Source organism: Nisaea nitritireducens (genome assembly GCF_014904795.1).
Lineage (GTDB): Bacteria > Pseudomonadota > Alphaproteobacteria > Thalassobaculales > Thalassobaculaceae > Nisaea > Nisaea nitritireducens.
Genome location: NZ_JACZFS010000006.1, coordinates 1 through 12,864 on the forward strand (window position 1 = coordinate 1; position 12,864 = coordinate 12,864).

Consider the following 12,864-nt stretch of genomic DNA (forward strand, 5'->3'; position numbering starts at 1 on the left):
TATCGCCGGATCGACTGCCGGCGCCTCGAACTCTTCCAGCAGGGCGCGGTAGGTCCGGTTCGCACGCGTCAGTGCATTCGGACTGCCGGCTTCCTCCCAGCTTTCGTAATTCCGCCAGTCCGAAAGCAGCGGCTGATAGAAGGCCGTCTCGTAGCGTTCCAGCGTGTGCGGTGTGCCGAAGAAGTGCCCGCCTGGCCCAACATCTCTAATGGCATCCAGGCCGAGGCTGGCCTCGTTGATCTCCAGCGGTTGCAGGAACGCGGCCATGCCCTGGAGGAGTTCGAGGTCGGTTACGAACTTCTCGAACGAGGCGGTGAGGCCTCCTTCCATCCATCCGGCTGCATGCATCACAAGATTGGCCTGCCCGAGTACAACGGGCCAGAGTGACATCATGCTCTCCCAGGCCGCTTGCGCATCGACGGCATTCGAGGCGTTGGCGTTTGTCGAGCGGTAGGGCAGCCCGTACTTGCGGGCGAGCTGGCCGCCGACGAAAGCCGCCTTGGCATATTCCGGCGTCCCGAAAGCGGGGGCTCCACTACGCATGTCGACGTTCGAGGTGAAGCCGCCATAAATCACCGGCGCGCCGGCACGGACCATCTGGGTGAAGGCGATGACCGCGAGAGCTTCGGCGTTCTGCTGGGCAAGGGCACCGGCGATGGTCACCGGGCTCATCGCGCCGGACAGGGTGAAAGGCGTAACGCAGATGGCCTGGCCGTGGCTGCTCATCTCCATCAGGCCCTGGAGCATCGGGATGTCGACGCGGAGCGGGGAAGAGGTGTTGATGATCGAATGCATGCCGGGCCGCCGGGCGATGCTGTCGCGGGTCTCTCCACGGGCAATGCACAGCATGTCGATCGCATCGCTCGGCCGTTGCCGTCCGAGTGAATAGGCGTGGTGCACCTTGTCGCTGAGGGTCAGGAAAGAGTAATGGCAATCCAGGTGCCGGGTCTGCGGCGGCAGGTCCACAGGTTCGACCGGATAGCCGCCAAACAGATGGATGATGTTCGCGGTCTGGCCCATACGGACGAAGTTCTGGAAATCGGCATAGTTGCCGTCCCTGCGCCCGCCTTCAAGGTCGCTGCAGAAGGGGGCGCTGGCAATACTGGCGAAGTTGATGTTGTTACCGCCGAAGACGAGGTCCCGCTCCGGCCGGCCGCCATGGAGTGTGAATTCCGACGGCGCCTTTGCGACATATTCAAGCACCATCGCCGGATCGAAACGGACGCGCTCGGAGCCCTCTTCGACAATTGCGCCATGTTGCTTCAGTACGCCGCGTGCCGTCGCGTCGAGGAAATCAATCCCGATTTCGCTGAGAATGCGGAGCGATGCGGTATGGATAGCCTCCAGCTCATCCTCTGAAATGATGCCCATTGGCGGGTATGGAGAGCGAATTCGACACCACTCAGCCTGCCTGATTTTTCGCTCAGTGCCGGCCGAATCCGAGCGTTTTCGTGTTCGTTCGCGCTTTCTTGTACGGCTCGGGGCTTCGGTCATTGTGATTTTCGCCTCCATAAAAGACCTTTTTATTGCCGTAATGGTGCCCATTTTGAGGGGGTAACTGTCTAGCCATACGGCGACAAAACGTTAATGCCGGTCGTCGCATTTGGAATGAGAGGTGATGGAAATCAGAATAAAGAAATGCGCGTTCTGATTTTTCAGCTTTTTATTTTTGATTTCTACTTCGCATAAAACTGCGCTATATCGGGTCTTCGTTTTGGAAACGTGAAAAAGCAAACATAAATTAAAAGTAATTTTCGTAATTTTTGAATTGTAAGTCGAATTGTTAGACCTAGTTAAGGATTATAGTTAATTTTCTTTTGTATTGATTTGGTTGTCACCAGATAATATTCTACGAATCCTTTAGTTTTTGTTGGAAATAACACCGAGGCGTTGTAGAAACCCGGCACACTCGGTCCTATATTTCGAATGTCGTGACTGAGAACCAACTTCACTCAACCGCTAGAGACTGAGAATGGCCGCAGCAAAGCAAGCACTGAATGGTAGTGATGACCCGAACTATCGCGTGACAAATAATAACGCGATTGACGTCCATGTCGGACGGCGTGTTCGGTTGCGCCGCACTCTTCTTGGCATGAGCCAGGAACAACTGGGCGAGGCGCTGAACATTACCTTTCAACAGGTCCAGAAATACGAGCGCGGCTCCAACCGCATCAGCGCATCCCGCCTTTGGGACATCGCGCAGATCCTCGACGTTCCCGTCAGCTTCTTCTTCGATGACATGACGGACGACACGGCGGCGAACTCTCCGCGCAAAGTGCGGTCTGGCTCGACGACGGCCGATTACGAGGAAAAGCCGAACGATCCGATGGCGCGGCGTGAAACGCTCGAGCTGGTTCGTGCCTACTACAACATCACCAATGTCGGTGTGCGCAAGCGCATCACCGAAATGGTGAAGTCCGTTTCCCAGGCTCTGCCGGGCGACGCCTAAACAGTTCCGATGGCCTGGAAACAGGCCTATGAACAAGAGAAGCGGGTGGCCACTGGCCGCCCGCTTTCTTTTTTGGTCACAGCATGGCGCAGCGCTTCTGTTCAGGCGAGCGCGACAACCGGTTCCATCTTGTCGAGGATGTCGTCGGTGAGGTGGCACTTGATCCGGTGACCGCCAGCCAGCGTCCGCGTTTCCGGGAGATCCGTCTCGCATTTATTCCCGGGGACCTCGCTCTTGTGCGGGCAGCGGGTCTGGAACGGGCAGCCGGAGGGCGGATTCATGGCAGACGGAATGTCGCCGTCCAGCACGATATGCTTCTTCACAACCTTCGTGTCCGCGATCGGGATCGCCGAGAGCAGGGCCTCTGTATAGGGATGATAGGGCGGGGAGAAGACTTCCTCGGTCGTGCCCTGTTCCACGATATGGCCGAGATACATAACGACCACGCGGTCCGCTATATAGCGGACGACGGAAAGGTCATGGCTGATGAACAGCATTGTTGTGCGCGAAGCCCGCTGAATGTCCATCAGCAGCTCCGTCACGGCCGCCTGAACGGAAACGTCGAGGGCGGATACCGGCTCGTCCGCGACCACGACTTTCGGCGCCCCGGCAAAGGCGCGGGCCACACCGATCCGTTGTTTCTGGCCACCTGAAAGCTGTCGCGGCATGCGTTTGGCGAATTCACGGGGCAGCTTGACGAGATCAAGCAGCTCCAGCATCCGGTCTTCACGCTCTTTCGGATTGTTGCCGATGCCAAACCGCTCCAGCGTCCGGACGATCTGGGAGCCGACCGTGTGGCTCGGGTTCAGGGTATCAAACGGGTTCTGGAACACCATCTGGATGGAGCTGATGGTGCCGGTATCGCGATCTCCGATATCCGTACTTCCGATTTCCAGATTGCCGAGGGTGACGGTACCTTCCGTCGCGGTCTCTAGGCCGAGCAGGATCTTGGCGAGCGTCGACTTGCCGCAACCTGACTCACCGACGATCGCCACGGTTTCTGCCTCGCGGGCCGAGAAGGTGATTTCCTCGTTGGCTTTTACGACGCGGGTCTCGCCGCCGCCGAACATCTGGTTCGCGGCAACCTCGTAATACTTCTTCAGGCCATCGACCGAGAGGATGGTCTCTCCCGGAACCGTTGCCTCGACGACGCCCTCGTGTTCAAGCGGCGCGTCCCAATCGATTTCCGCCACCCGCTCGCAGCGCGAGAAGTGGGATTCAGCCATGCCGGTATCATGCATCCGGATCTCGCCGACATCGCATTTTCCCGCTTCGAAGAAAGAACAGCGTGGTCCGAAGTTACAGCCGTTCGGCCGCTCGTGCGGCAGTGGCAACTGACCGGGAATGGCGACCAGGGGATGAGAATATTTGTCCGCACCCGGCAGCGGGATCGAGCGGAACAGGCCCTGTGTGTAGGGATGCCGCATCCGGTCAAAGACATCTTTCACGGACCCGGTCTCAACTGCCTCACCGGAATACATCACTGTGATCCGGTCGCAGGTCTCGAGGATCAGGCCGAGATTGTGGGAGATGAACAGCATCGATGTGCCGAAACGGCTCCCGAGTTCTTTCACCAGATCGACGATACCCGCTTCCACCGTCACGTCGAGGGCTGTCGTGGGCTCATCCATGAGCAGCAGGGCCGGTTTCGACAGAAGCGCCATGGCGATGACGATGCGCTGTTGCTGACCACCGGAAAGCTGGTGTGGATAGGAATCCATCATCCGCTCCGGGTCGGGCAACCGCACCAGTTCCATCATCTCCAGAGCCCGGTCATAGGCTTCGTCGACCGAGACCTTTTCGTGCAGGATCGGCACTTCCATGAGCTGCCGGCCGACCCGCATGGCGGGGTTCAGGCTGGCCATCGGCTCCTGATAGACCATGGCGATCTCGGAGCCGCGGATTTTCCGCAGTTCCACCTCGCTCATGGTAGTCAGCTCGCGCCCCTTGAACTTGATCGAGCCGGCGGTGATTTTCCCGCGGTTCGACAGGTCCCGCATGACCCCGAGAGCGACCGTGGACTTGCCACAGCCGGACTCGCCGACGAGGCCCATGGCCTCACCCGGCATGACCTTGCAGGAGAAATCCATCACAGCGGGAATTTCGCCGGCGCGGACAAAGAAGGAGATCGAAAGGTTTGTGATCTCGAGGATCGGTTCAGTCATCTTCGTGCCTCCCTCAATCTTTCAGCGACTGCTCGCGCAGTCCGTCGGCCAGCAGGTTCAGTCCGAGGACGAAAATCGCGAGGGCCAGGGTTGGAGGCAGGGCGATGGTGGGTACGATCCGGATGAAGGCCCGGGTCTGGTTGATCATCGATCCCCAGTCAGGGCTTTCCGGAGCGAGCCCGAGGCCGAAGAAGCCGAGGGTGCCAAGCAGGATCGTCGTGTAGCCGATACGCAGGCAGGCATCGACGATCAGTGGGCCGCGGGCATTCGGCAGGATCTCCCAGAGCATTATGTACCAGGCGTTTTCGCCTCGTGTCTGGGCGGCGGCGACATAGTCCCGCGTCTTGATGTCCATGGTGATGCCGCGAACGATACGGAACACCGTCGGCGAGTTCACGAAGACGACCGAGGCGAAGATGTTCAGCTCGTTCGGCTCAAGTGTGATGATTCTTAGCGGATCCGCGTTGAAGACCAGCCCGGAATAGAGCCAGCCGCCGACCAGTAGCACGCAGATGAGTTGGATCGTCAGTAGTCCCGGTCGCGTGGCATATCGGCTGTAGAACAGCACGCTGAAGAAGATGATCGGGAAGATGAAGAAGAACCCGGCCATGGCCATCGGGATCGGGGTTTCGCGGATACCCGGTGTGACCAGCAGGTAGAACAGCAGGATCACCGGGAAGGCCAGCACCAGATTGGCGAGGAACGACATGACGGCGTCGATCTTGCCGCCGTAATAGCCAGCAGGCAGGCCAATGGTGATGCCGACGATGAAGGCAAACAATGTCGCCGCAGGCGCGATGATGAGAACAAAGCGGGAGCCATGCACCATGCGGCTGAACAGATCGCGCCCGAGATTATCCGCGCCGAAGAGAAGCGCTTTGCCAGTCTCCGCATCGATCGCGCCGGGCCCTTTGCGTTTCAGCAAGGCGAGCTGCTCAAGCGGATCGAAGACAGAAACCCAATCGGCGAAAACAGCCGTCATGATCCAGAACAGCACGATCACAAGGCCGATCATGCCGACGGAGCTGTCGAACAGGCGGCCGTAAAGGTTGAGGCTGTGTCGGAAGTAGTAGCTGACGGAGAGAATGACCGCGAGAGAGAGCCAGACCGGCCAGAATTGGCTGATCACAGTTCCCCAGATTTCGAAGAATCCAATATATTCCATTGCCTGATCTCCCCCCTCAATTCACACGGATGCGTGGGTTGAGATAGGCGTATCCGATATCCGATATGAGCTGCGTGAGCAGCACGACGACGACTGATACCAATGAGCAGCTAAGTAGAAGATCGATGTCGTTATTGTCTGCGGCTTCCACTAAAGTCCAGCCGAACCCCTTGTAGTTGAACAGCTTTTCGACGATGACAACGCCGGTCAGGAGCCAGGGGAACTGGAGCATGATAACGGTGAAGGGGGCGATTAGCGCATTTCTGAGCGCGTGGCGCAGAACCTGGGCTCTGAAGGACAAGCCTTTGAGGCGCGCCGTGCGGATATACTGTGCGGTCATGACCTCGGCCATCGAGGCGCGGGTCATGCGGGCGATATATCCCATGCCGTAGATCGCCATGGTCATCACGGGTAGTGCGAAATTGTTGAAGTCGATGCCGCCGGCTTTCGAGACGCCCTTCAGGACGCCGAGCCAGGAGGCGAAAAGCACGGTGAAGAGGATACCCGAGACATATTCGGGCGTCGCCGTCGAGGCGATGGCCACGACCGAGAGGCTCCGGTCTGTTTTCGAACCCTCTCTCATTCCTGCCAGCACCCCGATGATGAGGGCCGAGGGCACCATGGTGACCATGACCCAGAACATCAGGGTTCCGGTGTATCCGATACGGGGAGCGAGTACTTCGGCGACCGGCTTGCGGAACCGGGTCGAGTGCCCGAAATCCCCAATGGCGGCGCTGCCTATCCACTCCGCATAGCGCTCCAGGATAGGCCGTCTGTAGCCTTCCTTCAGCAGCCAGCTTTCGACAGCCTCTTCGGTCATGCGGTTATTGTTCTGTTCAAGCGCGAGCTTCTTCAGATTCGGCTCGAGATTGACCAGATAGAAAACCACGAACGTCAGGCAGATCATGGTCGCGACCATGACCCCCAGTCGTCTCAGGATAAATAGCAGCATATTGCCCCCGTGTGCCCCGTTCCGGGCGGGCCTTGTTTGCCCTTATTCTTCTCCCTTGCCGGGAGTTAAAAGCCCGCCCCGGATCAGGCCGGGGCGGGCTCGTTAGTGTCGGATCAGGCTTCGTCGAGCCAGACTTTCTCGAAATGCATCTCGAAGGTCGGGTGCATCGCATCGCCCTGCACAGACTCGGCCATGTGCTTGTAGAGCGCACGCCAGTACGGCTGGATGATGATGCCCGAATCCTGAAGCGTTTTTTCCAGCTTCTCCATCACCGCGCGCCGCTTGTCGGCGTCGGCAATCGACAGGGCTTCTTCGAGCGTCTTATCGAATTCCGGATCGGACCAGCCGGCTTCGTTCCAAGCTTCACCTGAGCGATAGGCCAGCGCCAGAACCTGCACGCCGAGCGGGCGCATGTTCCAGTTGGTGGTCGAGAACGGGTACTTCGTCCAGTTGTTCCAGAACGAAGACGACGGAATGATCGTCCGTTTGATCTTGATCCCGGCATCGCGGATCTGGGCGGCGATGGCGTCGGTGGTGTTCTTCCGCCAGTCATCGTCAATGGAGATCAGCTCATGCTCGAAATCAGACTGCCCGGCATCGGCCAGAAGCTTTTTCGCGGCTTCCGGATCCCGTTTGATCATCGGCAGTTTGAAGTATTCCGGGTGCATCGGGCCGACATGGTGGTTTTCCGCCACGCTGCCTGCTCCGCCATAACCGATCTGCAGAACGACGGAATTGTCGACGGCGAGCTGAAGAGCCTGACGGACGCGAACGTCGTCATACGGCTTGTTGGCGACGTTCATGCGGGCAACGATGGTTGCCGCGGTGATCGCTTCCGACTTCTTCAGGTCCAGACTGTCAAGAATTTCAACGAAATCCGCCGTGGTCTGATAGTTGACGTGGACGTCGCCGGCTTCGAAGGCCGCGACCTCGGCCGCCGGGTCGGTGCCGTAATCGGTCCATTCGATGGCATCGAGATAGGCTTCGCCACCCCACCATTTGCCGTCTTTCCGCCGCACGCAGCGGGCGGATACACCGACTTCGAGCGAGTCCAGCTCAAACGGGCCGGTGCCGACCGGTGCCTTGGACAGATCGGAGCCATTCTTGTCGAAGTCGCGGTGCACGATCAGCGCGGGATAGTCGGTCATGCCCGGGATGATGCTGATATCCGGCTTCGGCAGGGTGATCTTGACGGTGTGGCTGTCGACCTTGGTGATGGCGCCGTCGAGTACCTTGTTGGTGGCAGGATCGATCATGGTCGCCATGCGGCCGGCCATCGAGTTACCCTCGACGTCCTTTTCGCACCAGCGGGTGATGTTAAAGATGACGTCATCCGCATCGAACGCGTCGCCATTGTTCCAGGTAACACCCTTGCGAACCTTGAGGACATATTCGGTCGCGGTGTCGTTGACTTCCCAGCCTTCGAGCAGTGCCGGCTCGAAAGTGTAAGCCGATGTATAGGACACCAGGTTCTCGCAAACCTGCCGCGCGACGTTGCCCATTTCAGACCAGTCAAAGATCCGCGGATCAACCACACGGCGAACAGACATGGAAACCTTCAGCGTACCGCCTTGCTTGCCAGCGGCCTGTGCTGTGCTTGGTGCGGCCATGCCGAGCAGGCCGTAAGCGGTTGCCGTTGTCGCGCCGAACGCACTGGCAAGAGCCAGGAATTCGCGCCGGTCCATCTTGCCTTCTTTCGTATCGGTCGCCCAGCTGCTGACCATTTGGTGCAGCGGCCGTCCGGAACGGTCCTTCAATTCCCTGTTCATTTTTGTCTCCCTGTTTTGCAATGGTGCGCCGGAGCACGCGTGGCGCGGATCATAATGCCCTCAAAGCGACAGCTAAAGTGTCGTTTTTAGGGCATTTGACGGCCAGTAATGCTTAACGACGCTGCAGCAGGTGTCCAAGGCATTCGGAACATTCCTGCCGATATTTCGCCTCCAGTTCAGATCCTTTTAAATCGAACGTGTGAGCGAGCTTTGTTCATTTTGTATTATTCTCACTGTTCGACTGCGAACGCAGATTCAACACTGTCTAAATGGCAAACATTCACGTTCGAATGGCCAAAGAGACGCTGCGTTTCGTTCATTAATAGTCATCATGAGCAACGGGTAATGCCGATGTCAAAGAATTTATCTAATAGCGACATTGAGCGTATCGGCGAACCGAATCGACTGATAGGAGAGCGGAATTCCACCGTTCGATGACTGTTCAAAAAAGGACGTAGAATGCGTGTAGAAGACGCTCTGAGAGAAGATTTGGGTGTTGTCGGTATTCTTAACGAAGCCGAGGTGCCGCACGTTAACAGTATCGATGATAGCGGTTTTGTCTGGTTTCTGGAGACAGCGGATTATTTTCGTGTCGCCAGGGACGGTGACGCGGTTGCGGGTTTTCTCATCGGCTTCCTGCCGGGGCGGCCCTATGACAGCCTCAACTATCGATGGTTCGGCTTCCGCTTTGCGTCATTTCTTTATGTGGATCGCGTCGTGGTCTCACCTGCGGCGCGCGGGCGAGGTGTCGGGCGGAAACTCTATGAGGATTTTGCTGGCTTCGCGGCGGGCCGGGCGGAACGATTGACCTGCGAGGTCAATGTCCGGCCGCCGAATGAGGGCTCCCTGCGCTTCCATCACGGGTTCGGCTTCACCGAGGTCGGTCGCCAGGAAACGGAGGGCGGGACCAAGGAAGTGTCTTTGCTGGCGATGGACCTGGTCGGGAACATGACGCAGGGGAACACTACGCAGCGTCAGAACAAGGCGTAGGGATCCCTTATCGGATGGTCGTTCGAATGCCGGACCCAGCCTTTGACAACCCGGTAGACGAACCAGAGCCAGCCGAGGCCGCCGATCAGCCAGGCAAACGGGATTAGTATCCACGTCGCTGTTAGTGCTGCCGTCAGGACGATGGTGATGACCTGTATCCAAAAGGTGCGGATCTGCCAGGTGATGTGCCCGGCCAGTTCGGTTCCGTCCAGATCACGGCGTTTCAGATAAGCGAGAATGACCCCGAAAATGGATGGCAGACCAAAGACGATCGCGGCGCCATAAAGCCCGTAGACGATATGGACGGCGAGGCGATCGTTCTCCGAAAGCTCAAGGGAGAAGGGGAGTGTTCGCGGCCGGGTGACTTGATTGCTGTTGTTCGGATTTGTTTCGGCCATGTGCAGTCCTGTTCCTTTCCCTCTCGGGGTCCCGCCCTTAACGTTGGACCGATAACTTGATCATTCAATAGCCCGTCTCGTCGGGGGGCAGAAGAGGAAGCGTTGCAATGGTAGCGAATGAAGGAAGCGGTCCGGCCGTCGATTTGTACAGCGACACGGTCTCTCGTCCGACTGCAGCGATGCGGCAGGCCATGGTCGAAGCAGAGGTCGGTAACGAACAGGCGATGGAAGACCCGACCGTCAACCTGCTGTGTGCGAAGGTCGCCGACCTGCTCGGCACGGAAGATGCTATTTTCCTGCCGTCAGGGACCATGTGTAACGAGATCGCCTACAGGGTCTGGGTTGATCGGGGCGAGGAGATCGTTCTCGAAGAAAGCGCTCATGCACTGCATTTCGAAGCGGGCGGACCTGCGGCATTGGCGGGAGCCATGGTCCGGACTCTGAAGGGCCGCCGCGGCATCTTTGACGCTGCCGAACTGGAGACCGTCATCCGCGCGCCGCGCGGTCACCACGGTCAGCGCCAGAAACTTGTGAATATCGAGAACACGGCCAATCTCGGTGGGGGCGCTGTATGGCCGCTCGAAACCGTTGCCGAAGTTGCCGATTGTGCGCGTGGGCATGGGCTCAAGGTTCATATGGATGGCGCCCGATTGCTGAACGCGGTGGTCGCGTCCGGCACACCGGCAGCTTCCTATGGCGCTTTGTGCGACTCTCTCTGGATCGATCTCTCGAAGGGCCTTGGATGCCCGGTAGGGGGCGTGCTGGCCGGCAGTTCCGAATTCATCCAGCGAAGCTGGCTCTTCAAGCACCAGTTCGGAGGTGCGATGCGGCAGGCGGGGATTATTGCAGCCGCCGGTGTCTATGCCCTCGATCACCATGTCGACAGGTTGGCCGAGGATCACGCCAACGCACGCTATCTTGCCGAAGGGATTGCCGCGATCCCGGGGTTGTCCGTCGCGGTCGACGAGATCGAGACCAACATGGTGTATTTCGATGTTACGGCACCGGCACTCGATGCGGCGGGACTGTCAGAGAGCCTGATGCGTGAGCATAAGGTAAGGATCGGCCCCATGGGACCGCGCCGCATGCGCGCTGTCACTCATATCGACGTCACACGCAGTGGTATCGAGTTGGCATTGACGGCTCTCAAGGCTGTGATGGAAGCGGCCTGAGGGCGATCAGGCGTCCGTCAGCGCCTGGTCAAGGTCGGTGTCCGTGAATTGGGTGCCGGTCGTCCGGGCACCTTTCATATCCGCCCCCGTGAGATTGGCACCTTTGAACTTGGCGCCTGAGAGATCGGTGTTTCGAAGGAGGGCGCTTTCCAGGTCGGACGGCCAGAACCGTCCGGTCGGATTGCCACTGGCGTCCTTCAGTTCGACCGGATAAAGCAGCGCGCCGTTTAATTGCGCGTCCGTTAGGTCGACCGAAATCAGCTTGGTGCCGGAAAGATCTGAATCCCGAAGATCGACCCGGTTGAGCTTGGCCCCGGTGAGATCTGTCATCACCAGTTGAGCGCGGCGCATCTTGGCGCCGGACAAATCCACGTCGCGCAGATCAGCACCGGACAGGTTGATATCGCTCAGGTCGACGTCCTTCAGGCTGGCTCCGGCAAGTTTTGCGCGGGTGCCGCCACGTCCTTGTTCACGTATCCAGAGTTCATGATCGTTGATGATGTCGCGAAGGGAGCGGCTGCGGTCCCCGGACGTTGTCACCAATTGGGCGCCGCTGAGGTTTGCGGTCGACAAATTGACCCGCTCGAGAATGGCGCTGCTGAGATCGGATCCGGCAAAGCTTGTTTCAGAGATCAAGGCGCCGCGCAGGTTCGCCCCTTTGAGGTTGGCACCGGTAATCTTTGCATTCGCAAGATTGGCGCCGGACAGATCCGCTCCGGTCAGGTTTGCATTTTCGAGATTCACACCGCTGAGATTGGCGCCGCAGAGCAGAGTGTTTTCAAGATTTGCGCCGATCATGCTGGAATCTGACAGGTTGGTTCCGGACAGATTGGCGTTGTTGATGTCAGCGTCATCCATGGTCGCGGCGGTCGCGTCGGCGCGAATAAAGGTCGGCTTCTCGCCCGTCAGATCATTGATGATGGCACCGCCGCGCATGTCGGCTTCCTTAAGGTTGGCACCGCCGAGATTCGCACCCCGGATGCTCGCGCCGCGTAGATCGGCACGCATCAGGACCGCGTTTGTCAGATCCGAATCATCCAGATTGGCGCAAAACAGGTCCGCATAACTAAGGTCGGCGCCCGACAGCAACGTGTTTGAGAAATTGACGCCTGAAAGACGCGCGGACTGAAGGTTCACGCGTGCCAGCTGAAAGCCTGTAACTTCGAGGCCGGATAGATCAGCGCGAACGCCACCCGGCTTTCTTTTCAGCCAGCGTTCGTGGCTTTCAATGGCTTGAAGGATATCGTCCGGCGTCATCGACTCAGATTTCTTTCCATCAGTACGGGGCGGCCGATAAACGGACTGTGCATTGCCCGTCCGGAGGTCCGTTTTAGCTCAACAAGGGTCATGGCCAACCGTCCACGATAATACCAAGGCATGGGTTGATGTATTCACGAGACGGCCTGATGGCATCCTCGACGCGTGCCTGCAAGCTGAGGCCCTCACAATAATCCCTGAGGGCCGAGAAGCCTGGGGTTTGGGCTATATCGTTCGTGGCGATCCCAACTTTCTTGAGCAGAAGAGTCTGAAACGGCGCGTTCTCGGTATTTCTTAGCAGATAGATCACAAATCCGCTCGCCCGCCGTTCCTCCTCCGCGCCTCTCTGCTCCCTCACATCGTCGGCGACGCGATCGATAAGCTTTTCGATCTCGTTGCTGAGCTGGGTCAGTTGCTCGGCTTTTTGCACTTCATCAATCAACGCGAGGCAATCCCGAATGGCCATTCTGTAGAGTAAGAGATTACGTTTCGTTCGAGCAAAGCATTCGCACGCTTCCACGCCCTAGGGTCAAGAAGTATTTCTTTC

11 protein-coding genes are annotated in these 12,864 nt (G+C 58.4%); 3 read left to right on the forward strand and 8 right to left on the reverse strand.

The window, feature by feature from the left end; genetic code table 11:
• A partial coding sequence (locus IG629_RS00775) for a trimethylamine methyltransferase family protein (protein ID WP_319024986.1) occupies positions 1 to 1,545 on the reverse strand: 1,545 nt, incomplete at its 3' end.
• A 427-nt stretch (positions 1,546 to 1,972) separates the two neighbouring features.
• On the opposite strand from IG629_RS00775, the gene IG629_RS00780 reads away from it, so the two are divergent.
• Complete coding sequence (locus IG629_RS00780) at positions 1,973 to 2,449, forward strand: helix-turn-helix domain-containing protein (protein ID WP_193170093.1); 477 nt, start codon at positions 1,973 to 1,975, stop codon at positions 2,447 to 2,449.
• Positions 2,450 to 2,550: 101 nt separating this feature from the next.
• On the opposite strand, the gene IG629_RS00785 is transcribed toward IG629_RS00780, so the two are convergent.
• The 4 genes from IG629_RS00785 to IG629_RS00800 all read right to left on the reverse strand — a co-directional run bounded on the left by IG629_RS00785 (position 2,551) and on the right by IG629_RS00800 (position 8,500).
• Positions 2,551 to 4,614: a dipeptide ABC transporter ATP-binding protein gene (locus IG629_RS00785; RefSeq protein ID WP_193170094.1), complete on the reverse strand. Its 2,064-nt coding sequence runs from the start codon at positions 4,612 to 4,614 to the stop codon at positions 2,551 to 2,553.
• Between the two features lie 13 nt (positions 4,615 to 4,627).
• Positions 4,628 to 5,779, reverse strand: a complete 1,152-nt coding sequence (locus tag IG629_RS00790; protein WP_193170095.1) for an ABC transporter permease — start codon at positions 5,777 to 5,779, stop codon at positions 4,628 to 4,630.
• A 16-nt stretch (positions 5,780 to 5,795) separates the two neighbouring features.
• Entirely contained in the window at positions 5,796 to 6,731 is a 936-nt protein-coding gene (locus IG629_RS00795; protein ID WP_193170096.1) for an ABC transporter permease, read from the reverse strand.
• 113 nt (positions 6,732 to 6,844) lie between these two features.
• Positions 6,845 to 8,500, reverse strand: a complete 1,656-nt coding sequence (locus tag IG629_RS00800; RefSeq protein ID WP_226886358.1) for an ABC transporter substrate-binding protein — start codon at positions 8,498 to 8,500, stop codon at positions 6,845 to 6,847.
• A gap of 459 nt (positions 8,501 to 8,959) precedes the next feature.
• Here IG629_RS00800 and IG629_RS00805 point away from each other — a divergent pair, with 459 nt between their 5' ends.
• Entirely contained in the window at positions 8,960 to 9,490 is a 531-nt protein-coding gene (locus tag IG629_RS00805; RefSeq protein ID WP_193170097.1) for a GNAT family N-acetyltransferase, read from the forward strand.
• On the opposite strand, the gene IG629_RS00810 is transcribed toward IG629_RS00805, so the two are convergent.
• Entirely contained in the window at positions 9,475 to 9,888 is a 414-nt protein-coding gene (locus IG629_RS00810; protein WP_193170098.1) for a DUF4870 family protein, read from the reverse strand. The genes IG629_RS00805 and IG629_RS00810 overlap by 16 nt on opposite strands.
• Positions 9,889 to 9,995: 107 nt before the next feature.
• On the opposite strand from IG629_RS00810, the gene IG629_RS00815 reads away from it, so the two are divergent.
• Positions 9,996 to 11,060, forward strand: coding sequence for a threonine aldolase family protein (locus tag IG629_RS00815; protein ID WP_193170099.1), 1,065 nt, complete (start codon positions 9,996 to 9,998; stop codon positions 11,058 to 11,060).
• A 6-nt stretch (positions 11,061 to 11,066) separates the two neighbouring features.
• On the opposite strand, the gene IG629_RS00820 is transcribed toward IG629_RS00815, so the two are convergent.
• Positions 11,067 to 12,317: a pentapeptide repeat-containing protein gene (locus tag IG629_RS00820; protein ID WP_193170100.1), complete on the reverse strand. Its 1,251-nt coding sequence runs from the start codon at positions 12,315 to 12,317 to the stop codon at positions 11,067 to 11,069.
• Between the two features lie 88 nt (positions 12,318 to 12,405).
• On the reverse strand, positions 12,406 to 12,759 hold the full coding sequence (locus IG629_RS00825) for a hypothetical protein (RefSeq protein ID WP_193170101.1): 354 nt from the start codon (positions 12,757 to 12,759) through the stop codon (positions 12,406 to 12,408).
• Between the last annotated feature and the right edge of the window lie 105 nt (positions 12,760 to 12,864).